The organism is Streptomyces sp. SM10 (genome assembly GCF_002910915.1).
Classification (GTDB): Bacteria; Actinomycetota; Actinomycetes; order Streptomycetales; family Streptomycetaceae; genus Streptomyces.
Map to the genome: position 1 here is coordinate 47123 of NZ_NEUF01000187.1, position 17779 is coordinate 64901.

A 17779-nucleotide genomic window follows, 5' to 3' on the forward strand; every position below is an offset into this window, starting at 1 on the left:
TGCGGGATCAGTGAGCGGGGCCGTCCAACTCGTCGATCGTCGCGTGGGACGGGCCGACCCGGGTGCTCAGGTCACGGGAGACCGCTTCCGCGTCGCGCAGGACCCGCACCGCGTTCTGCCACGTCAGCTTGGCCACGTCGCGCTCCGACCAGCCGCGCAGGAGCAGCTCCGCGATCAGGTACGGGTAGCCCGAGACGTCCTCCAGGTCCAGCGGGAGGAACGCCGTGCCGTCGTAGTCGCCGCCGATGCCGATGTGGTCGATCCCGGCGATCTCGCGCATGTGGTCGAGGTGGTCGGCGATCGTGCCCACGGTGGCCATCGGACGGGGGTTGAGCGACTCGAAGTCCGCGTGGATCCGCATGGCGGCCGGCGTGGTGTCCAGGTGATGCAGACCGTGCTCCCGCATGTTGCGGTCGGCGGCCTCCGTCCACTCGACGGCCGTCGGCAGGACGAACTTCGGCACGAAGGTCGCCATGGCCACCCCGCCGTTGGCGGCGAGCATCCGCAGCACGTCGTCCGGGATGTTGCGCGGGTGGTCGCAGACCGCGCGGGCGGAGGAGTGCGAGAAGATCACCGGCGCCACCGAAGTGGCGAGCGCGTCACGCATCGTGGTGGCCGCCACATGGGAGAGGTCGACCAGCATCCCGATGCGGTTCATCTCGCGTACGACCTCGCGCCCGAACTCCGACAGCCCGCCGGTGCGCGGGGAGTCGGTCGCCGAGTCCGCCCAGTCGGTGTTGTCGTTGTGGGTGAGCGTCATGTAGCGGACGCCGAGGGTGTGCAGGGCGCGCAGGGTGCCCAGCGAGTTGTTGATGGAGTGGCCGCCCTCGGCCCCCATCAGGGAGGCGATACGGCCTTCGGCGCGGGCCTTCTCCATGTCGTCGGCGGTCAGGGCGCGCCGCAGGTCCTGCGGGTAGCGCGCCAGCATCTCGCCGACCACGTCGATCTGCTCCAGCGTGGCGCTGACCGCGTCGTCCCCGGCCAGGCTCGGCTTCACGTAGACGGACCAGAACTGGGCGCCGACGCCGCCGGCCCGCAGCCGGGGGATGTCGGTGTGCAGGGTGCCGGTCTGGTCCCGGGAGATGTCCCGGGCGTCGAGGTCGTAGCCGACCTGCTCGCGCAGGGCCCAGGGGAGGTCGTTGTGGCCGTCGACGACGGGGTGGTCGGCGAGGAGCAGCCGGGCCCGGTCCAGGTAGTCCATCGTGACCGCCTACTTCCCGAAGCCGAAGGAGTCCGCGCCCTCGACCTTGGCGCGCAGCCGCTTGCCCTTCTCCGTCGCCTGGTCCTTGAGCTCCTGCTGGAAGTCCTTCATCCGCGCCAGCAGCTCGCCGTCGTGGGCGGCGAGGATCCGGGCGGCGAGCAGGCCCGCGTTGCGCGCGCCGCCGACCGAGACGGTGGCCACGGGGACGCCCGCCGGCATCTGGACGATGGAGAGCAGGCTGTCCATGCCGTCGAGGTACTTGAGCGGGACGGGGACACCGATGACGGGCAGCGGGGTGACGGAGGCCAGCATGCCGGGCAGGTGGGCCGCGCCCCCCGCACCCGCGATGATCGCCTTGAGGCCGCGGTCGGCCGCCGACTCGCCGTACGCGATCATCTCGTGCGGCATGCGGTGGGCGGAGACGACGTCGACCTCGTAGGGGATCTCGAACTCGCCGAGGGCTTTGGCGGCCGCTTCCATCACGGGCCAGTCGGAGTCCGAGCCCATGACGATGCCGATGACGGGTGCGGAACCTGGTGCGGTCATTCGGTGATCGTTCCTCGCAGGTAGTCGGCCGCGTGCCGGGCGCGCTCCCGCACGTCCGCCAGATCGTCGCCGTAGGTGTTGACGTGGCCCACCTTGCGGCCGGGCTTCACGTCCTTGCCGTACATGTGGATCTTGAGCCCCGGGTCGCGGGCCATGCAGTGCAGGTACGCCTGGTACATGTCCGGGTAGTCGCCGCCCAGGACGTTGCACATGACCGTCCACGGGGCGCGCGGCCGGGGGTCTCCGAGCGGGAGGTCGAGGACGGCCCGCACGTGGTTGGCGAACTGCGAGGTGACCGCGCCGTCCTGGGTCCAGTGCCCGGAGTTGTGCGGGCGCATGGCCAGCTCGTTCACGAGAATGCGGCCATCGCGCGTCTCGAAGAGCTCCACCGCGAGGTGGCCCACCACACCGAGCTCCGCGGCGATCCGCAGCGCGAGCTGCTGGGCCTCGCCGGCCAGGAGCTCGTCCAGGTCGGGCGCCGGGGCGATGACCGTGTCGCAGACCCCGTCGACCTGGACCGACTCGACGACCGGGTAGGCGACGGCCTGGCCGTGCGGCGAGCGGACGATGTTGGCCGCGAGCTCCCGGGTGAAGTCGACCTTCTCCTCGGCGAGGACGGGGACACCGGCCCGGAAGGGGTCGGCGGCGTCCGCCTCGGAGCGGACCACCCACACTCCCTTGCCGTCGTAGCCGCCGCGGACCGTCTTGAGGATGACGGGGAAGCCGCCCACCTCGTCGGCGAAGGCCGCGGCGTCCGCCGGGTCCGCGACGATGCGGTTGCGGGGGCAGGGAGCCCCGATCTCCGCGAGCCTGGCGCGCATCACCCCCTTGTCCTGGGCGTGCACCAGGGCGTCGGGGCCGGGGCGCACGGGGATGCCGTCCGCCTCCAGGGCCCGCAGGTGCTCGGTCGGCACGTGCTCGTGATCGAAGGTGACCACGTCGCAGCCGCGCGCGAAGGCCCGCAGCGTCTCCAGGTCGCGGTAGTCGCCGACGACGACCTCACCGACGACCTGGGCGGCCGAGTCCTGGGGGGTGTCACTGAGGAGCTTGAATTTCAGGCCGAGGGGGATGCCCGCCTCGTGGGTCATACGGGCGAGCTGACCGCCGCCGACCATGCCGACTACAGGGAACGTCACGTGTCCAGGGTATCGGGCGTCCGGGAACACCCCTCACCCTCTCCCGTCCGGCCCCGGCCGGACCGGGCGAGGAGGCCTCGCGTCCCGGTGGCCGGCCGGCTCAGGGGCATCACACGTGCGGGCTGGTTAGCATGGCCGGGTTGACGAAACCGACCGGACGGGGCTGAGCGATCACCATGAGCGAACGGGGCGCACTGCGGACCCGGCTTGATCGGCTGGCACGGGAGGTCGCCAAGTTCGGCGCGGTCGGCGCACTCGGGCTGGTCGTCAACATCGCCGTCTCCAACCTGATCTGGCGCACCACGGACATTCCGGTGGTGCGGGCCGGGCTGATGGGGACGGTCGTCGCCATCCTCTTCAACTACGTCGGCTTCCGCTACTGGACCTACCGGGACCGCGACAAGACCGGCCGGACCCGGGAGCTGATGCTGTTCCTGCTGTTCAGCGCCGTCGGCGCGGTGATCGAGACGGGCGTGCTCTACGCGGCGACGTACGGCTTCGGGTGGAACAGCCCCGTCCAGAGCAACGTGTTCAAGATCCTCGGCATCTCGATCGCCACGCTGTTCCGCTTCTGGTCCTACCGCACCTGGGTGTTCAGGGCGATGCCCGCCAAGGAGGCCGTGCTCGACACGGAACGGTTTCTGGAGCAGCGGCGGCCCTCCGACGAGGTAGCGCCCGGCCCGGTGCACCTCTGAGGTCCCGGGGCCGCTCAGCGCACCGGGCGGACGGATTCCTTGCGGTTCGGCGCGACCCTGCTGAGGAAGAGCGCGAAGACCGGTGGCTGCTGCTGGAGCAGTTCGAGCCGGCCGCCGTCGGCCTCGGCGAGGTCCCGGGCGACGGCGAGGCCGATGCCGGTGGAGTTGCGGCCGCTGATGGTGCGCTCGAAGATCCGCGCCCCGAGGTCGGCGGGGACACCGGGCCCCTCGTCCGTGACCTCGACGACGACCTGGTTGCCGGTGACGCGGGTGCGCAGCGCGACCGTGCCGCCACCGTGCATCAGCGAGTTCTCGATCAGCGCGGCGAGGACCTGGGCGACGGCGCCCGGGGTGCCGACGGCCTCCAGCCCGTGCTTGCCCGAGCAGACGACGGCGCGGCCGCCGCTGCGGTAGGCCGGGCGCCACTCCTCGATCTGCTGCTTGACCACCTCGTCGAGGTCGAAGACGACGGCGGAGCCGGTGCGCGGGTCCCGGGCGTTCGTCAGCAGCCGCTGCACCACGTCGGTGAGCCGCTCGACCTGCGTGAGCGCGATGTTCGCCTCCTCCTTCACCGTCTCCGGGTCGTCGGTGACGGAGATCTCCTCGATCCGCATGGAGAGCGCGGTCAGCGGCGTACGGAGCTGGTGCGAGGCGTCCGCCGCGAGGCGTCGCTCGGCCGTCAGCATCCGGGCGATCCGCTCGGCGGAGGAGTCCAGGACATCGGCGACCCGGTCCAGCTCCGCCACCCCGTACCGCTTGTGACGGGGGCGCGGGTCGCCCGATCCGAGGCGTTCGGCGGTCTCTGCGAGGTCGGTGAGCGGGGAGGTCAGCCGGTCGGCCTGGCGTACGGCGAGGAGGACTGCGGAGATGATCGCCAGCAGCGCCACCGCACCGATGATCAGGAGGGTCCTGCCGACCTCGCGGGTCACGGCGGAGCGTGACTCCTCGACGGTGACCTTCTCGCCCTGCTCCCCCGTCTCGGTCGAGCGGGTGACGCCGTCGTCGGTGGGGCGCTCGCCGACCTCGATCGGGGCCCGTCCGGGGATCTCGACGCGTGCGTAGCGGCTGGGGTCGACCTGCTCGGCGAGGACGTCCGGGGTGATCCGCTCGGCTCCGAGCAGCCGGCTCTCGACGACGCTGATCAGCCGGAAGGCCTCGGAGTCGACGCTCTCCTGTGCGCTGTTGCTGATGGTCCGGGTCTCGACGATGACGAGGGAGACGCCGAAGACGGCGATCACGACGAGCACCACGGCGAGCGTGGAGTTGATCAGTCGGCGGCGCATGAGTGTTCTGTACGTCAGCTCTTCTCGAACCGGAAGCCGACGCCCCGGACGGTGGCGATGTAGCGCGGATTGGCCGCGTCGTCGCCGAGCTTCTTGCGGAGCCAGGAGATGTGCATGTCGAGGGTCTTGGTCGAGGACCACCAGGTGGTGTCCCAGACCTCACGCATCAGCTGGTCGCGGGTGACGACCCGGCCGGCGTCCCGCACGAGGACCCGGAGGAGGTCGAACTCCTTGGCGGTGAGCTGGAGTTCCTCGTCGCCCATCCATGCGCGGTGGGACTCGACGTCGATCCTCACGCCATGGGTGGCGGGCTGCGGGGCCGGCTCGGTGGCGCCGCGGCGCAGGAGGGCGCGGACCCGGGCGAGGAGTTCGGCGAGGCGGAAGGGCTTGGTGACGTAGTCGTCGGCGCCGGCGTCGAGGCCGACGACCGTGTCGACCTCGTCGGCCCGGGCGGTCAGCACCAGGATGGGCACGGCGTGGCCGTCCGCCCGCAGTCGCCTGGCGACCTCGAGGCCGTCCATGCCGGGCAGCCCCAGGTCGAGCACGACCAGGTCGACGCCCCCCTGGAGTCCGGCGTCGAGTGCGGTCGGACCGTCCTCGCGGACCTCGACCTCGTAACCCTCACGACGCAGGGCGCGGGCCAGTGGCTCCGAGATGGATGCGTCGTCCTCGGCGAGCAGTACACGGGTCATGCAGTGATGGTAGTCCGCGCAGGACCGCCGAGGTGAGGCACGCGGCAAGCCCTGCGGGTCAGGGCTACGAATCGGTCATCTGCCTTTGAATATGGGACCGTGGTTCCACCGATACCTGTGATCCATCTCTCAAGTCCTTCCATATCGCCGTGTGTCGTGTCGTATGGTGGCTCGACGCCTGTTGCACCACCGAAGGACCTTTGGGCAGCTTTTAGCGCCAAGGGTCGTTTTTGTGTACGGGCCGGTTCTCACCGGCCCCGACCAGTGAATGACCTGTGGGCCGGGCCCGGAGCGCGAGGACGCGCGCCGGGCGTGGATCCCGGAGCGGTCGGTCCCACGACCCCGCCCCTCGCACTCCCTACGGAGCGGGTGGCCGGATCGAATCCCCTCGAGGCGTCGGGGGTGGGCGCGTCCGCCCGGTGCCGGCTACCCCCCACCGGGCGCGTAACGCTCACGAGGCGACGCGTCCCGACCAGCAAGGATCGACCATGGCGTCCAGCCTGACGAAGGACTCAGCCGGCACCGCCGGCTCGGAGAAGACCTTCTTCGGCCACCCCCGCGGCCTGGCCACTCTCTTCATGACGGAGATGTGGGAGCGCTTCAGCTACTACGGCATGCGCGCCCTCCTCCCGCTCTACCTGATCGCTCCCAACGGGCTTCACATGAACCCCGCCACGGCCACGGCGATCTACTCGGTCTACCTGTCGCTGGTGTACCTGCTCGCCATGCCCGGCGGCTGGTTCGGCGACCGTGTCTGGGGTCCCCGCAAGACCGTCGCCATCGCGGGCGGCGTCATCATGCTCGGGCACCTGACGCTGGCGCTGCCCTCCGAGGGCACCTTCTTCGCCGGACTCGGCCTCGTGGCCATCGGCTCCGGCCTGCTGAAGTCCAACATCTCCACGATGGTCGGCCACCTCTACGACGGCCCGGACGACCCGCGCCGTGACGGTGGCTTCACGATCTTCTACATGGGCATCAACGCGGGCGCCTTCGCCGCCCCGCTGGTGATCGGCACCGTCGGTGAGAACGTCAACTGGCACCTGGGCTTCGCCCTGGCCGCGCTCGGCATGGGACTCGGCGTCGCCCAGTTCCTGCTCGGCACGCGCCACCTGAACGAGCGCAGCCTCGTCGTGCCGAAGCCGCTCTCCGCCGACGAGCGCTCCTCGACGCTGCGCAAGTCGATGATCTGGCTCGGCATCGCGGCCGTCTTCTACATCGGCACGGTCGTCACCGGCGTCTACACCCTGAACTGGCTGCTGGTCCCGATCACGGTCGCCGGTCTGGTCATCCCGATCGTCGTCCTGGCGCGCATCAGGCGCGACAAGGAGCTCAGCGACGCCGAGCAGAAGAAGATGTCCGGCTACATCTGGTTCTTCGTGGCCGCCGCCATCTTCTGGATGATCTACGACCAGGGCGGCTCGACCCTGGCGATCTTCGCGGACTCCTCGGCGGAGAACTCGGTCCTCGGCTGGGGCTTCCCGGTCTCCTGGTACCAGTCGGTCAACCCGGTCCTGATCATGGCGCTGGCCCCGGTCTTCGCCGCCTTCTGGCTGGCGCTGAACCGGCGGGGCAAGGAGCCCAGCACGGTCGTGAAGTTCAGCTCCGGCCTGGTGCTGGTCGGTGCGTCGTTCTTCCTCTTCCTGGCGCCCCTGACCATCGCGGGCGACGGCCACAAGGCCGCCGCGATGTGGCTGGTCGCGATCTACTTCGTGCAGACCGTCGGCGAGCTGACGCTGTCGCCGGTCGGCCTCTCGGTCACCACGAAGATGGCCCCGGCCAAGTACGCCAGCCAGATGATGGGCGTCTGGTTCCTCGCCGTGACCGCCGGTGACTGCACCACGGGTCTGCTGTCCATCGCGGGAGTCGAACTGAACGGCACCGGGGTGGTGGCCCTCCAGGCCGCCCTGGCGGTGGCCGCCGGTATCGCGATCTTCATGTACCGCGGCAAGGTCAAGACCCTCATGGGCGACGTCCGCTGAGGCGGACCCCGCAATTGACGGCAGAGGCCCCCCACCGATCGGTGGGGGGCCTCTGCCGTTCGCTGTCGTTCGCGCGGGGCGGGCTACGCCGGAGCGGCGAGCTCCGCCCAGACGGTCTTGCCCGGCTGGTCCGCCGTGCGCGTCACGCCCCAGTCGAGGCAGAGCCGCTGCACGATGAACATGCCGTGGCCGCCGGGACGCCCCGCGCGGTGCGGGGTGCGCGGCGCCGGCTGTCCCGCGCCGCCGTCGACGACCTCGACCCGGAGCATCTTGGGCGAGCAGGCGATGCGGAGCTCCTCGGGGCCCTCCGCGTGCAGACAGGCGTTCGTGACGAGCTCGGAGACGACCAGGAGGACGTCCTCCGCGGCCGCCCGGCGGTCGGCGCCCGACGCGGGCAGCCAGCCCCAGTCGTAGAGCGCCTGCCGTGCGAAGTCGCGGGCCATCGGCACGATGCCGCTGGCCTGTCTCAGCGAGAGCGTGCGCCACTGCCGGTCAGCGGGCACGGCAGAGGCGGGGCCCGTGCCGTCCGGCTCGCGGCCGAGGCCGCCCGGCGGATGCTGCCGGGTGGTGCTCATCAGCGCTTCACCTCACCGATTCACCGTGTGTTGCCATCGAACAGATACTGGTCAGATACAGAGTGTGCGGGGTTCATGACCCTGACGGGGTCTCTCCTGCCCGGCTGAATGGTGACGACACCCACTCCGTCCACGCCATGAGGGTGACTAGCGCGACAGTCGGGGGTCCCGGGGCCGGGGATGCACATGGAGAGCGCCGCTGTCAGCTGCTCAGAGCGTCTTCGAGCGAGGCGTGGACGGTGAAGACCGCCTCCGCACCCGTGATCTCGAAGACGCGAGCCACCACGGGCTGCATACCGGCCAGATGGACCCCTCCCCCGGCGGCTTCGGCCTTCAGCCGCGCGCCGAGCAGGACATTGAGTCCGGTGGAATCACAGAAGTCGAGCCCCGAGCAGTCGACCACCAGGCGTGTGCGCCCTTCCTCGACCGCGCTCTCCAGAGGCTCACGCAGCAGATCGGCGGTGTGGTGATCCAGCTCACCCACCGGGGTCACGACTTCACTACGGCCCTCGGTCCGGACGTCGACCTGTAGCCGACCCCGGTTCGCGCTGCCGACCGTCCCGCGGTCCATGCCCGTCCCTCTTCGCCGTCCGTCACTGCCCGCGTCCCTGTGGACACGGCTTCATCGTGGCTGCCCCCGACGTGCCTGAAACATTACGCGTTTACCTCGCCACACGGTAGTCGAAGAACTCCACATACCGGACATTCAGGCTGATTTGGCGCTTGTAACTCACGGCTGGAACCGGGTAAGGGTAGACGGAGACATCTTCACCATGAATTTCGATCGGCTTCGGAGGCGCCGCTTCACCGCAGTAAGACGTATGGGCATCGGCAGCCATATGCCGAGAACGATGGAGGAGAACCATGTCACCCCGGCTCGACGTATCGCATACCCACGTAGCGACGTCGGCATGTCCTCAGGGACCGACCGATTCCGACTCCGCTGCCGCGAGCGCCGTACCCGGCCCGCGCACCAGCACCACCACCGAACTTTCCGCCGACGACCACCTGGCGGGCGACGAGGGATTCGAGGGCCTCGACGGCCTCCCCGAGATCCCGCCCTACGCCGAGGTCGGCGCGCTGGACGCCAGGGCCCTGTCGAAGACGCTCTTCGCACGGCTCGAAGCCCTCGATGAGGGCACCCACGAGTACGCGTACGTCCGCAACACCCTCGTCGAGCTGAACCTGGCCCTGGTCAAGTTCGCCGCCTCCCGGTTCCGCTCCCGCAGCGAGCCCATGGAGGACATCGTCCAGGTCGGCACGATCGGCCTGATCAAGGCGATCGACCGCTTCGAGCTCAGCCGCGGCGTGGAGTTCCCGACGTTCGCGATGCCGACCATCGTCGGCGAGATCAAGCGCTTCTTCCGCGACACCAGCTGGTCCGTGCGCGTCCCGCGCCGCCTGCAGGAGCTGCGGCTGGACCTGGCCAAGGCGGGCGACGAGCTCTCCCAGAAGCTGGACCGCGCGCCCACGGTCCTCGAGCTGGCCGACCGTCTCGGTCTCAGCCGGGACGAGGTCGTCGAGGGCATGGCCGCGAGCAACGCGTACACCGCGAGCTCGCTGGACGCCAAGCCCGACGACCACGGCGACGGCAACGAGGCCGCCCTCGCGGACCGCCTCGGCTACGAGGACCACGGCATCGAGGGCATCGAGTACGTCGAGTCCCTCAAGCCCCTCATCGCCTCGCTGCCGCTGCGCGACCGGACCATCCTCTCCATGCGGTTCGTCTCCAACATGACGCAGTCGGAGATCGGCGAGGAGCTCGGCATCTCGCAGATGCACGTGTCGCGGCTCCTCTCCCGGACACTCGTCAAGCTCAGGAAGGGCCTGACCGTCGAGGAGTGACCTCGCGTCACCGGCTCCACCGGCACACGGCAACGCGGAAGGACCCGCCCCAGTGGGGCGGGTCCTTCCGCGTGTCGCGGGCGCGGGGTGCGTCACACGGCCCGGGCGCCCCGGCGCCACACCTCCCCGACCAGCGGAACACCCGGCCGGTAGGCCAGGTGGACATGGCTCGGCGCGTCGAGGATCACCAGATCGGCCCGGGCGCCGGGGGTGATGCGGCCGATGTCGTTCCGGCGCAGCGCGGCGGCGCCTCCGGCGGTGGCGGACCAGACCGCTTCGTCGGGGGTCATGCCCATGTCCCGTACGGCGAGGGCGATGCAGAACGGCATGGAGGAGGTGAAGGAGGACCCCGGGTTGCAGTCCGTGGAGAGCGCGACGGTGGCGCCCGCGCCGAGGATCCGGCGGACGTCGGGCCACGCCGCGCGGGTGGAGAACTCGGCGCCGGGCAGCAGGGTGGCGACGGTGTCGCCCTGGCCCAGCGCGTCGAGGTCGGCGTCGTCGAGGTGGGTGCAGTGGTCGGCGGACGCGGCGCCCAGCTCGACGGCGAGGCGGACGCCGGGGCCGTGGCCCAGCTGGTTGGCGTGGACGCGGGGGTGGAGGCCCTTGGCACGGCCCGCGGTCAGGATCGTGCGCGCCTGGTCCTCGTCGAAGGCTCCGCGCTCGCAGAAGACGTCGATCCAGCGGGCGTGCGGGGCGCAGGCGTCGAGCATCGGCCCGGTGACGAGGTCCACGTAGGCGGCGGGATCGTCGGCGAAGTCGGGGGAGACGATGTGGGCCCCGAGGAAGGTGACCTCGTCGGTGTGCCGGGCGGCGATACGCAGGGCCCGCGCCTCGTCCTCGACGGTGAGGCCGTAGCCGGACTTGGTCTCGAAGGTGGTGGTGCCCTGCCGGAGCGCCTCGGCCAGATACCGCGCGACGTTGGCGGACAGCTCGTCGTCGGAGGCGGCGCGGGTGGCGGCCACGGTCGTGCGGATACCGCCCGCGGAGTAGGGGCGACCGGACATGCGGGCGTTGAACTCGGCGGTGCGGTCCCCCGCGAACACCAGGTGGGAGTGGGAGTCCACGAAGCCGGGGATCACGGCACGGCCGCCCGCGTCGACGGCGTTGTCGGTGGCGGGTGCTTTCCTGGATTCACCGGTCCAGACGATGCGGTCGCCTTCGATGACGACGGCCGCGTCGCGGATCAGGCCCAGGGGGGTCCCGTCGCCGAGGGAGGGGTCGTTGGTGACCAGGTTCGCGATGTGGGTGATGGCGGTCGTCGTGGTCGTCGTCATCGGGCACAGCTTTCGTCGGGTGGGTCCGGCCGGTCCGCCGGGGTCGTGGCGAGGGCGCGCGGGGCGCGGCGGCCCGTGGTCCGGGCGGCGGACGCCCGGACCGGGCCCGCCGCCCCGCGTGTGCTCAGCCGTGCAGCGCGGCGACGGCCGAGGCGAGCGCGCCGGGCACGTCGTCGATCCGGGTGTGCCGGCCGTCCCGGACGATGTGCCGTCCCGCCACCACGGTGTGCCGCACATCGGCCGCCGTTGCCGCGAAGACGGCCGCTTCGGCGGCCAGCCGGGGCACCGGCCCCGCCGTTCTGACGGAGTCCAGGGCCACGGTGGTGAGATCGGCGGGCGCGCCCGGTTCGAGTACACCCGCGTCAGGGCGCCCGAGCGCCGCGTGTCCGTCGGCGGAAGCGGCCCTGAGCAGTGCCGCCGCGGTCCAGTGGCCCCGCACATGGGTGCGCAGGCGTTCGTTGAGCTCCATCGCCCGGGCCTCCTCGAAGAGGTCGATCACGGCGTGGCTGTCACTGCCCAGCGAGAGCGGGGAGCCGGCGCCCTGGAGTGCGGTGGCGGGGCCGATGCCGTCCGCGAGGTCCCGCTCGGTGGTGGGGCACATGCAGGTACCCGTCCGGGAGGTGCCCAGCAGCTCGATGTCCTCGGCGGTGAGGTGCGTGTTGTGGACGCCGGTGGTGTGCGGGCCGAGGACCCCGTGGTCGGCGAGGAGCCGGGCGGGGGTGCGCCCGTGGGCGGCGAGGCAGGCGTCGTTCTCCGCGGTCTGCTCGGAGAGGTGGACGTGCAGCGGCGCCGCCCGCTCCCGGGCCCACTCGGCGACGGTGGACAGCTGCCCCGCCGGCACCGCCCGTACGGAGTGGATCGCGGCGCCGATCACCACCAGGTCGTCGTCGCCCTTGAGGAGGGAGGCACGCTCGGCCCAGGCGTCGGCGGTGGTGTCGGAGAAGCGCAGCTGGTGCCGGCCGGGCTTCTCGCCGAATCCGGCGGCGAGATAGGCGGTGTCGAGCAGGGTGATGCGGATGCCTGCCTCGGCCGCCGCGGCGATGAGCGCCTCGCCCATGGCGTTCGGGTCGTCGTAGGGCACGCCGCCCGGCGCGTGGTGCAGGTAGTGGAATTCGCCCACCGCGGTGATCCCGGCCAGTGCCATCTCGGCGTACGTGGCGCGGGCCAGCGCGTAGTAGGTGTCGGGGGTGAGCCGGGCGGCCGTCCGGTACATCGTCTCGCGCCACGTCCAGAAGGTGCCGGAGCCCACCTGGACGGTGGAGCGCAGCGCGCGGTGGAAGGCGTGCGAGTGGGTGTTGGCCAGTCCCGGGACGGTCAGCCCGTCCAGCACGGTGGCACCGGGCGGCGGGGCCTCGATGCCCGTCCGGACACCGGCGATGCGCCCGCCCGCCACGTCCAGGACGACCCCCGGCTCGACATGGGTGGAGAGCCAGGCGTGCGACATCCAGTACGTCGCGGTGACCGGTGTGCCCGTCGGTTGCGCTGTCAGCTGCACGCGAGACCTTCCAGTACGTCGGCGAGTGCCCTCACCCCGGCCACGCAGTCGTCCTCCGCGGCGTGTTCGGCGGGCGAGTGCGAGATCCCGGTGGGGTTCCGTACGAACAGCATGGCGGTTGGCACGGAAGCGGACAAAATACCCGCGTCGTGTCCCGCTCCCGTGCCGAGCACCGGCACGGCGCGCCCCGCGCGGCCGGCGCCGTCCACGCTCTCGGCACCCCGCTTCTCCAGCACCCGGCGGATCTCGTCACGGAGCGCGTGCTGGAAGTCCACCACCGGCGTGAACGACTCCCGTACGACGTCGAGATCGATGCCGGCCCGCTCCGCGTGCTCCCGCGCGGCACGCTCCACACCGCTCACCACGGCGTCGAGGGCGGACTGGTCGGCGGCGCGCGCGTCGAGCCAGCCCCGCACGAGGGAGGGGATCGCGTTGACCCCGTTCGGCTCGACGGCGATCTTGCCGAAGGTCGCGAGCCCGCCCGCGAACTCCGCCTCGCGCCGGGCGGCCAGCACGGTCTCGGCGTAGGTGAGCATCGGGTCCCGACGGTCGGCGAGCCGTGTGGTGCCCGCGTGGTTGGCCTCCCCCCGGAAGTCGAACCGCCAGCGGCCGTGCGGCCAGATCGCCGAGGCGACCCCGACCGGGTCCCCGCTCACGTCGAGGGCGCGCCCCTGCTCGACATGGAGCTCGACGAACGCACCGATCCGGGCGAGGCGTTCGGGATCGGCCCCGATGGCGTCGGGGTCGTGCCCCGCCGCCTCCATGGCCGCCGGCAGCGAGACTCCGTCACCGTCGCGGAGCCGGTGCGCGTCCTGGACGCTCAGCTGCCCGGCGGCGAGACGGGAGCCGACGCAGGCGAGCCCGAAGCGCGCACCCTCCTCGTCACCGAAGTTGGTGATGGCGAAGGGCCTGGCGAACACCGCTCCCCTGCGGCGGAGTTCGTCCAGGGCCGCGAAGGAGGACACCACACCGAGCGGGCCGTCGAAGGCACCGCCGTCGGGCACGGAGTCGAGGTGGGACCCGGTGACCACGGCGTCCCCGGCCAGCGGATCGCCGAGCCAGGCCCACTGGTTGCCGTTGCGGTCGGTCTCGGTGAAGAGCCCGCGCGCCTCGGCCTGCGCCTGGAACCACAGGCGGCAGTCGGCGTCGGCCCCGGTCCAGGCGTAGCGGCGGTAGCCGCCGGAGGCGTCGCTGCGGCCGATGGGCAGCAGCGAACGCCACATGGCGTGGAAGGTGTCGCTCACGCGGTGTCGCCCTCCCGCATCGGGATGCGCACGCCGCGCTCGTCCGCCACCGACTCCGCGATGTCGTAGCCCGCGTCCACGTGACGGATCACGCCCATGCCGGGGTCGTTGGTGAGGACGCGGCGGATCTTCTCGCCGGCCAGCTCGGTGCCGTCGGCGACCGAGACCTGGCCCGCGTGGAGGGAGCGGCCCATGCCGACGCCGCCGCCGTGGTGGATGGAGACCCAGGAGGCGCCCGAGGCGACGTTCACCATGGCGTTCAGGAGCGGCCAGTCGGCGATCGCGTCGGAGCCGTCGAGCATGGCCTCCGTCTCACGGTAGGGCGACGCCACCGAACCGCAGTCCAGGTGGTCGCGGCCGATCGCGAGCGGGGCGGCGAGGGTGCCGTTGCCGACCATGTCGTTGAACATGTCCCCCGCCTTGTCCCGCTCGCCCTGGCCGAGCCAGCAGATCCGGGCCGGAAGCCCCTGGAAGTGGACACGCTCGCCGGCCATCCTGATCCAGCGGTGCAGCGACTCGTTCTCCGGGAAGAGGTCGAGCAGCGCCTTGTCCGTCTTGTGGATGTCCGAGGCCTCGCCCGAGAGCGCCGCCCACCGGAAGGGCCCCTTGCCCTCGCAGAAGAGCGGCCGGATGTACGCGGGGACGAAGCCGGGGAAGTCGAACGCCCGGGCGTATCCCGCGAGCTGAGCCTCGCCCCGGATCGAGTTGCCGTAGTCGAAGACCTCGGCTCCGGCGTCCATGAAGCCGACCATGGCCTCGACGTGGGCCGCCATCGACTCCCGGGCGCGCAGGGTGAAGTCGGCGGGCTTCTCGGCGGCGTACGCGGCCATGTCGTCGAAGTCGACGCCGACGGGCAGGTAGGCGAGCGGGTCGTGCGCGCTGGTCTGGTCGGTGACGATGTCCACCGGGGCGCCCTCGGCCAGCATCCGGGGCAGCAGCTCCGCCGCGTTGCCCAGCAGCCCGATGGAGAGCGGGCGCCGCGCGTCACGCGCCTCGACGGCCAGCTGGAGCGCGTGCTCCAGGGAGTCGGCCCGGACGTCCAGGAAGCGGTGCTCGATGCGGCGTTCGATGGCGCGCGGGTCGACGTCGACGCAGATCGCGACGCCGTCGTTCATGGTGACGGCCAGCGGCTGGGCCCCGCCCATGCCGCCGAGTCCGGCCGTCAGCGTGATGGTCCCCGCCAGCGTCCCGCCGAACCGCTTGGCGGCGACGGCGGCGAAGGTCTCGTAGGTGCCCTGGAGGATGCCCTGGGTCCCGATGTAGATCCAGGACCCGGCGGTCATCTGCCCGTACATGGTGAGCCCGAGGGCCTCCAGCCGGCGGAACTCCTCCCAGTTCGCCCAGTCGCCCACCAGGTTGGAGTTGGCGATCAGGACGCGGGGCGCCCATTCGTGGGTCTGCATGACGCCGACGGGCCGCCCGGACTGGACGAGCATCGTCTCGTCCTGCTTGAGCGTCCGCAGCGTCCGGACCATGGCGTCGAAGGAGCGCCAGTCGCGGGCGGCCTTGCCCGTGCCGCCGTAGACGACGAGCTTGTCCGGGTGCTCGGCGACCTCGGGGTCGAGGTTGTTCTGCAGCATGCGGAGGGCGGCTTCCTGCTGCCATCCCAGGGCGCTCAGTTCCGTACCGCGCGGTGCCCGTACGGGGCGGGGTCCTGACATGGGGAAGCCTCCTCGCGAATGTGACTCATTCATTCACATCCTGTCGGCCTGAATACTTCTAGTCAACAGGGGAGGCACCCCGCCGATCCCGCCGGCCGGCCGGGCCGCGGACGTCCACCTCCGGGCCGAGATCCTTTCGCTGATCGGAATCGGACTCCGGACGGTCGACAAGGCCGTGACGTCCGCCCGCGAGAAGGTCCGAGAACGACACCGACGGGCGGGATCCGCCACGAGAGCGACAGCCGGTCGCACACATTCCGACCGGCTGTCGCGCGCCCACCTGGAGCCCTTTACACGGCCCGGCGCATGTACCCGTGGAAAATGCCAGAACTCCCACCAGGCGCACACACGTTGCGTAGCCTCTCCATTACATCCGTACACCACGTGGGGAGGTGAGTTCGCGTTGCCCGGAATCGACGAGTGCCTGATCGAAGTCATGAGGCTGCCCGGTGCCCGTGGTGCCGCGGTGGTCGACTGGACCAGTGGCCTGGCACTCGGCACCATCGGCGAGTCGCCCAACGGCGACCACGAGGCCACGGCAGCCGAGACGGCCGAGGTGGCGAGGATGGCCGCCGAACAACCGGTCTTCGCACCGGCCGGCGCATCGGCCGACCCGCCCGTCCCCGCCGTCGAGGACGTGATCGTCACCACCGCCCCCGGCTACCACATCCTCCGTTTCGTCGAGACGGCCTTCGACAGCAGCGTCTTCCTCCACCTCTGGCTCGACCGCGCGGAAGGCAACCTCGCCCTGGCCCGCATGCGGCTCGGCGAGATAGCGGAGCGGCTGGTCCTGGCATGAGCCCCACCGTCACCGACCGTCCCGACGTACCGGAACGAGCCGCCCCCTCCCCGATGCTGCAGCGGCTCGCGGCGGAGCGCGCAACCGGCGCGCTGATGCGCGACCGCGGCACCCTGTACCTCGCCGACGGCCAGGTCGTGCACGCCGAGAGCCCCGCGACGCCCGGGATCGACGTCCTGCTCACCACGGGAGGGGCCCTGCGCTCCGAGGGCTGGTGGGACGCGATCGCCGAGGCGGGGGCCGGCCGGCGCGTCGGGCGCTACCTCGTGGACAGCGGCCGCGTACCCGGCGGAGCACTGGAGCTCTGCCACCTGGGGGCGCTGTACGACGCGGCCTTCTTCGCCCTGGCCCCCACGAACACCCCCGCCCGCTTCCGCTACGGCGTCTCGCACTGGATGGGCCCGGTCCGGCCCGTACCCGTGCACGCCGTGCAGCGCGAGACGCTCCGGCGCCGGGAACTCCTGGACCGCATCTGGCCGGACGCGCTCACGGACAGCGCCCCGCTCGCCCCCTCGCCCCACCCGGTCGACGCCCCCGTACCTCCACGCCAGCGCCGTGTCCTGGCCCTGGTGAACGGCGAGCGCACGGCCACGGACATCGCCCAGGAAATGGGCCGCTCGGCCTTCCACGTCCTGGTCGATCTACGCCGGCTCGCGGCCGCCGGACTCGTGGAGGCGGTCCGCCCGGCCGCACCCGGGTCCGCATCGGTGTCCGGTCAGAGCCGCATCACGCTTCCCGAGGTCACGAACGACCCCGACGTCGCCCTGTTGCGCAGGCTCAGAGACGCATTGGAGGCCCTGTGATACGCGCGCTCAGACAGCGTGCCGGGAGGAGACAACTGATGGTGCCCGAGGCCGAAGTGCACGATGTCCTCGAGGAGCTCCAGCGGTTACGCGCCCGGGTCCCGCTCCTGACCGGCGCACTGGCCGCCAGCACCGACGGCCTGATCGTCGCTCAGGACACTCCCGGCATCGAGGCCGAGGGCGTCGCCGCCCTGACCGCCGCCGCGCTCGGCGTCTCGATCCGGATGACCGACGCCACCGGACGCGGCGGCTTCCGCGAGCTCCTGATCCGCGGGGAGAACGGCTACATCGCCACTTACGCGGCGGGCGCCTCCGCCGTCCTGACCCTGCTCGCCGAGGACCGCATCAACGTCGGACGCCTCCACCTGGAGGGCCGCCGCGCCGGCGCGCGCATCGGTGAGGTGGTCGACGCCACCCAGGAACGCGCCGAGCGCCCGGTGCCGCCCCCGCGCCCGCAACAGTCCCGGGCCCTGCCCCGCCGCACCACCACACCTGACTCCACCTGACACGCGCACGACACGGACATCACCGCACCACCAGGAACGGACCGG

17 protein-coding genes are annotated in these 17779 nt (G+C 71.5%); 6 read left to right on the plus strand and 11 right to left on the minus strand.

Annotated features, from left to right (window positions below; translation table 11 throughout):
• Positions 1 to 7: 7 nt before the first annotated feature.
• The 3 genes from B9S57_RS32685 to B9S57_RS32695 are packed head-to-tail and all read right to left on the minus strand — an operon-like array spanning position 8 to position 2883.
• Complete coding sequence (locus B9S57_RS32685) at positions 8 to 1201, minus strand: dipeptidase (RefSeq protein ID WP_103760779.1); 1194 nt, start codon at positions 1199 to 1201, stop codon at positions 8 to 10.
• A 9-nt stretch (positions 1202 to 1210) separates the two neighbouring features.
• The gene (purE, locus tag B9S57_RS32690) at positions 1211 to 1747 is read right to left on the minus strand and encodes a 5-(carboxyamino)imidazole ribonucleotide mutase (protein ID WP_103760780.1); all 537 of its coding nucleotides are present in this window, start codon (positions 1745 to 1747) and stop codon (positions 1211 to 1213) included.
• The gene (locus tag B9S57_RS32695) at positions 1744 to 2883 is read right to left on the minus strand and encodes a 5-(carboxyamino)imidazole ribonucleotide synthase (protein WP_103760781.1); all 1140 of its coding nucleotides are present in this window, start codon (positions 2881 to 2883) and stop codon (positions 1744 to 1746) included. The genes purE and B9S57_RS32695 overlap by 4 nt, the downstream gene beginning before the upstream one ends.
• Before the next feature lie 176 nt (positions 2884 to 3059).
• Here B9S57_RS32695 and B9S57_RS32700 point away from each other — a divergent pair, with 176 nt between their 5' ends.
• On the plus strand, positions 3060 to 3578 hold the full coding sequence (locus tag B9S57_RS32700; RefSeq protein ID WP_103760782.1) for a GtrA family protein: 519 nt from the start codon (positions 3060 to 3062) through the stop codon (positions 3576 to 3578).
• 14 nt (positions 3579 to 3592) lie between these two features.
• Here B9S57_RS32700 and B9S57_RS32705 read toward each other — a convergent pair whose 3' ends face one another.
• The gene (locus tag B9S57_RS32705) at positions 3593 to 4861 is read right to left on the minus strand and encodes an ATP-binding protein (protein WP_103760783.1); all 1269 of its coding nucleotides are present in this window, start codon (positions 4859 to 4861) and stop codon (positions 3593 to 3595) included.
• Positions 4862 to 4875: 14 nt separating this feature from the next.
• Positions 4876 to 5553, minus strand: coding sequence for a response regulator transcription factor (locus B9S57_RS32710; RefSeq protein WP_031098784.1), 678 nt, complete (start codon positions 5551 to 5553; stop codon positions 4876 to 4878).
• Positions 5554 to 6041: 488 nt separating this feature from the next.
• On the opposite strand from B9S57_RS32710, the gene B9S57_RS32715 reads away from it, so the two are divergent.
• Entirely contained in the window at positions 6042 to 7532 is a 1491-nt protein-coding gene (locus B9S57_RS32715; protein ID WP_103760784.1) for an oligopeptide:H+ symporter, read from the plus strand.
• A gap of 83 nt (positions 7533 to 7615) precedes the next feature.
• Here B9S57_RS32715 and B9S57_RS32720 read toward each other — a convergent pair whose 3' ends face one another.
• Complete coding sequence (locus B9S57_RS32720; protein ID WP_103760785.1) at positions 7616 to 8107, minus strand: ATP-binding protein; 492 nt, start codon at positions 8105 to 8107, stop codon at positions 7616 to 7618.
• A gap of 202 nt (positions 8108 to 8309) precedes the next feature.
• On the minus strand, positions 8310 to 8678 hold the full coding sequence (locus B9S57_RS32725; protein ID WP_103760786.1) for an STAS domain-containing protein: 369 nt from the start codon (positions 8676 to 8678) through the stop codon (positions 8310 to 8312).
• Between the two features lie 293 nt (positions 8679 to 8971).
• Between B9S57_RS32725 and B9S57_RS32730 the strand changes: the two genes are divergently transcribed.
• A complete protein-coding gene (locus B9S57_RS32730; protein ID WP_103760787.1) occupies positions 8972 to 9952 on the plus strand; it encodes an RNA polymerase sigma factor SigF in 981 nt (326 codons plus the stop codon).
• A 92-nt stretch (positions 9953 to 10044) separates the two neighbouring features.
• On the opposite strand, the gene hutI is transcribed toward B9S57_RS32730, so the two are convergent.
• The 4 genes from hutI to hutU all read right to left on the minus strand — a co-directional run bounded on the left by hutI (position 10045) and on the right by hutU (position 15626).
• Entirely contained in the window at positions 10045 to 11226 is a 1182-nt protein-coding gene (gene hutI / locus B9S57_RS32735) for an imidazolonepropionase (RefSeq protein WP_103760788.1), read from the minus strand.
• Between the two features lie 124 nt (positions 11227 to 11350).
• On the minus strand, positions 11351 to 12721 hold the full coding sequence (locus B9S57_RS32740) for a formimidoylglutamate deiminase (RefSeq protein WP_103760789.1): 1371 nt from the start codon (positions 12719 to 12721) through the stop codon (positions 11351 to 11353).
• Positions 12712 to 13944 carry an allantoate amidohydrolase gene (locus B9S57_RS32745; RefSeq protein WP_258036739.1) on the minus strand — a complete coding sequence of 411 codons (1233 nt, stop codon included), beginning with the start codon at positions 13942 to 13944 and terminating at the stop codon, positions 12712 to 12714. Before B9S57_RS32745 ends, B9S57_RS32740 begins: the two co-directional genes overlap by 10 nt.
• A gap of 17 nt (positions 13945 to 13961) precedes the next feature.
• On the minus strand, positions 13962 to 15626 hold the full coding sequence (gene hutU, locus B9S57_RS32750) for a urocanate hydratase (protein WP_103760791.1): 1665 nt from the start codon (positions 15624 to 15626) through the stop codon (positions 13962 to 13964).
• A gap of 403 nt (positions 15627 to 16029) precedes the next feature.
• Here hutU and B9S57_RS32755 point away from each other — a divergent pair, with 403 nt between their 5' ends.
• Genes B9S57_RS32755 through B9S57_RS32765 form a run of 3 tightly spaced genes read left to right on the plus strand, consistent with a single transcriptional unit; the run spans position 16030 to position 17734 of the window.
• Positions 16030 to 16425 (plus strand): hypothetical protein, encoded by a 396-nt coding sequence (locus tag B9S57_RS32755; RefSeq protein ID WP_103760792.1) that lies wholly within the window; start codon positions 16030 to 16032, stop codon positions 16423 to 16425.
• Positions 16422 to 17228, plus strand: coding sequence for a helix-turn-helix domain-containing protein (locus tag B9S57_RS32760; protein WP_103760793.1), 807 nt, complete (start codon positions 16422 to 16424; stop codon positions 17226 to 17228). The genes B9S57_RS32755 and B9S57_RS32760 overlap by 4 nt, the downstream gene beginning before the upstream one ends.
• A 38-nt stretch (positions 17229 to 17266) precedes the next feature.
• The gene (locus tag B9S57_RS32765; protein ID WP_103760794.1) at positions 17267 to 17734 is read left to right on the plus strand and encodes a roadblock/LC7 domain-containing protein; all 468 of its coding nucleotides are present in this window, start codon (positions 17267 to 17269) and stop codon (positions 17732 to 17734) included.
• The last annotated feature ends 45 nt before the right edge of the window (positions 17735 to 17779 follow it).

Excerpts from the sequence above, each read along its gene's own strand:
- B9S57_RS32720 (WP_103760785.1), bottom strand. The coding sequence starts at position 8,107 with ATGAGCACCACCCGGCAGCATCCGCCGGGCGGCCTCGGCCGCGAGCCG.
- B9S57_RS32730 (WP_103760787.1), top strand. The coding sequence starts at position 8,972 with ATGTCACCCCGGCTCGACGTATCGCATACCCACGTAGCGACGTCGGCA.
- B9S57_RS32705 (WP_103760783.1), bottom strand. The coding sequence starts at position 4,861 with ATGCGCCGCCGACTGATCAACTCCACGCTCGCCGTGGTGCTCGTCGTG.
- B9S57_RS32685 (WP_103760779.1), bottom strand. The coding sequence starts at position 1,201 with ATGGACTACCTGGACCGGGCCCGGCTGCTCCTCGCCGACCACCCCGTC.
- purE (WP_103760780.1), bottom strand. The coding sequence starts at position 1,747 with ATGACCGCACCAGGTTCCGCACCCGTCATCGGCATCGTCATGGGCTCG.
- B9S57_RS32745 (WP_258036739.1), bottom strand. The coding sequence starts at position 13,944 with ATGTGGCGTTCGCTGCTGCCCATCGGCCGCAGCGACGCCTCCGGCGGC.
- B9S57_RS32725 (WP_103760786.1), bottom strand. The coding sequence starts at position 8,678 with ATGGACCGCGGGACGGTCGGCAGCGCGAACCGGGGTCGGCTACAGGTC.
- hutI (WP_103760788.1), bottom strand. The coding sequence starts at position 11,226 with ATGACGACGACCACGACGACCGCCATCACCCACATCGCGAACCTGGTC.
- hutU (WP_103760791.1), bottom strand. The coding sequence starts at position 15,626 with ATGTCAGGACCCCGCCCCGTACGGGCACCGCGCGGTACGGAACTGAGC.
- B9S57_RS32760 (WP_103760793.1), top strand. The coding sequence starts at position 16,422 with ATGAGCCCCACCGTCACCGACCGTCCCGACGTACCGGAACGAGCCGCC.
- B9S57_RS32715 (WP_103760784.1), top strand. The coding sequence starts at position 6,042 with ATGGCGTCCAGCCTGACGAAGGACTCAGCCGGCACCGCCGGCTCGGAG.
- B9S57_RS32710 (WP_031098784.1), bottom strand. The coding sequence starts at position 5,553 with ATGACCCGTGTACTGCTCGCCGAGGACGACGCATCCATCTCGGAGCCA.
- B9S57_RS32700 (WP_103760782.1), top strand. The coding sequence starts at position 3,060 with ATGAGCGAACGGGGCGCACTGCGGACCCGGCTTGATCGGCTGGCACGG.
- B9S57_RS32765 (WP_103760794.1), top strand. The coding sequence starts at position 17,267 with ATGGTGCCCGAGGCCGAAGTGCACGATGTCCTCGAGGAGCTCCAGCGG.